Genomic DNA, 2773 nt, shown 5'->3' with positions numbered 1-2773 from the left:
GGGCAGGGGGGTGGCCCGGCGCGAGGCCCGGGGCGGCCGGTGCGGCCGGTGCGGCGGGAACCAGCGCACGGTCAGGCCCGGGTCCGCAGGGCCTCGGTGAGCGCGGCGACGACCCGGTCCTGGCCGTCCGCCGTCAGGCCCGGGTACAGCGGCAGCGACAGCAGCTCCTCGCCGACCCGGTCGGTCACCGGGAGGTTCCCGCACTCGTCCGCGCCGAGGACCGACCGGTAGGCCGACAGCTGGTGGGCCGGGATGAAGTGCACGGACGTCCCGACGCCCGCCTCGCGCATCTCGTCGCCGACCGCGTCGCGGTCCGGGACGCGCACCTGGTAGAGGTGCCACGCGTGTTGGACGTCGTCGAGCCGGCCGCGCTGCGGGAGGACGACCCCGGGCACCCCGGCGAGGGCCTCGTCGTAGCGGGCGACGAGCTCGGCGCGGGTCTGCTGCCAGCCCGGCAGCGAGCGGATCTGGGCGCGGCCGATCGTCGCCTGGACGTCGGTCATGTTCGCCTTCAGCCCGATGTCCTTCACGTCGTAGCGCCAGCTCCCGCCCGGCAGGTACCGCTTCCACGAGTCCTTGCTCATCCCGTGCAGCCGCATCGCCCGGACCCGGTCGGCGAACTCCTCGTCGCTCGTCGCGACCGCGCCGCCCTCGCCGATCGGCATGTTCTTCGTCGCGTAGAAGGAGAAGCACGCCGCGTACGAGGCCGAGCCGACCGGGGCGCCGCCGCGGGCCGCGCCGGGCCCGTGCGCGGTGTCCTCCACCACTCGCGACCGGTCGAGGCCGGCCGCGGCGGCGAGGGCCGGGACGTCCACCGGGTAGCCGCCCTGGTTCTGGGTCACCATCGCGGCCGGCTTCACCCGGGCCGCCGCCGCGGCGACCGTCTCCGGGCTCGGCACCAGCGTCTCCTCGTCGATGTCGGCGAAGACGGGGCGGTGCCCGGCGTGCAGGATCGCGTTGATCGCGCCGCAGAACGTCAGGCTGGGCGTCAGCACCGGCGACCCCGGCGGCAGGCCCATCGCGCGCAGGCTCAGCTCCAGCGCGCTGGTGCACGAGGCGACCGCGACGACGTGCGCGGCGCCGAGGAGGTCGGCGAACTCCTGCTCGAACGCCGCGGTGTCCGGGCCGGTGGTGAGCCACCGGCCGTCGAGCACCTTGGCGACCGCCTCCGGAACCCCCTCGGTGAGCGGCGGGACGCAGAACGGAACGGCTGAACTCATCTGGCTACTCCTCGGTCTCGCGCCCCTGGGCGGGCCTGCGTGCGGTCATGCGGGTCGTCGCCTTGCGCGACGTGGCCACGACGCCGAGCAGCGGCCAGCCGGACGCGGCGACGAGGTCGCGGACCGTCTCCAGCCCCGCCACCGTCGTCACCCGCCCGACCACCACGACCACGCCGACGGTGTCGTCGGCGCCTGGGTCGATGTCCTCGAACGCGTGCACGTGGCACGCGCGGCGGACCGCCACCGGCTGAGTGGTCTCCGACGGCGACACCTCGCCCGGCTTCGTTGCCATGAGCGCGGTGCCGCCGCCGGAACGGACCACGGACGTACCGCTCCGGCCGCCCGGTCCGTCGCTGTTGAGGGAGGGGCCGTCACCGGCGTCCTCCGCGTTCTCCGAAGCCCCTCGGTGGGCCGTGCCGTAGGCGGAGGCGGTGCGGACGGGACGTGTCTCGTCGCCGTACACGGCCGAGGCCACCGCCGACACCAGGGACGGCGGCAGCGGTCCGGGCGCGCCGACCAGCGTGACCCGCCCGACGTCCTCCTTCTTCGCCGCCAGCCGCACCCGCCGGCCGAGGTCGGCGAGCTGCGCGGGACCCCGGTCGGCCCAGCCGAGCAGCGGTACCCCGAGCCGCCGCGCGACCCGCCGCTGCCCCGGGATCGTCGGCCGGACCATCTCCGCCACGACCGCGATGAGGACGCCGCCGACCAGCCCGGCCAGCCCGGCGATCGCCGCCATCATGACCGTCGGGTCGGTGCGCGGCGCCGGCACCGCGTGCTGCACCACCGACGCCGACCCCGCCGCGGTGAGCTGCGTGAGCAGGTCCGAGCGGTTCGACCGCAGGCCGCTCAGCTCCGACTGCACCCGCTCGCGCTCGTTGGCCGCCGCGATGTCGGGTGCCGGGCCGCCCGCCCGCCGGGCCAGCGGCCCGAGCTTGTCCTCCAGCTTCCCGATCCGCTCGTCGATCTCGTCGAGCTGCGCCCGGATCGCGTCCTGGCCGGAGTGCGTGAGCTGCCGGACGACCTTGATCGCGATCGCGTCGGTGAGCCGCTGCGCGACGCCGGGGTCGCGGTCCTTCACCGACAGCTCGACCACGTTGGACGTCCCGAGCCCGGTCACCTCGACCGCCTTGGCGACCTTGCGCGCGGACCGGTCGACGCGCTGCTCCCGCAGCACCTCCGTCAGCAGGCTCTCGCTGGTCGCGAACGCCTTGACCTGGCTGACGAGGACGCTCGCGCCCGCCTCCCCGGCCGCCGCGTCGGCCGCCGCGCCGCCGGCCTGCAGCCGCGCATGCGCCACCGCCGCCGGCTCCCGCCCGCTCATCCACAACGCCACCAGCGTCAGCGGGAGGACGGTCATGGCCGTCAAGAGCACCCAGTAGCTGCGAACCACCCGCGCCGCGACTTCGTCGAGCTCCACGATCGTCCCCTTCGGCCTCGTCACGGCGAGCGTAGGAAGACCCGGCACGCGGGCAATCGTCCGAAAGACGACCCCCGCCTACGCCGTTTGCACCAGGCGTCCGGGGATGCGGCGTCGGGGGCGCGGCGTCCGGGGG

General features: G+C 75.6%; 2 protein-coding genes. Both read right to left on the bottom strand.

All coding sequences use genetic code 11. The annotated features are described in order from the left end of the window. Positions 1 to 71 precede the first annotated feature (71 nt). Positions 72 to 1220 carry a DegT/DnrJ/EryC1/StrS family aminotransferase gene (locus tag E1200_RS32475; protein WP_131956386.1) on the bottom strand — a complete coding sequence of 383 codons (1149 nt, stop codon included), beginning with the start codon at positions 1218 to 1220 and terminating at the stop codon, positions 72 to 74. A 4-nt stretch (positions 1221 to 1224) separates the two neighbouring features. Continuing rightward, a complete protein-coding gene (locus E1200_RS32470; RefSeq protein WP_131956384.1) occupies positions 1225 to 2637 on the bottom strand; it encodes a hypothetical protein in 1413 nt (470 codons plus the stop codon). Positions 2638 to 2773 lie beyond the last annotated feature (136 nt).

Origin of the sequence: Actinomadura sp. GC306, from assembly GCF_004348665.1 — a bacterium.
In the GTDB taxonomy this organism is placed as follows: Bacteria; Actinomycetota; Actinomycetes; order Streptosporangiales; family Streptosporangiaceae; genus Spirillospora.
The sequence above is the reverse complement of the archived record's forward strand: the minus strand, read 5'-3'. Positions and strand labels throughout refer to the sequence as shown.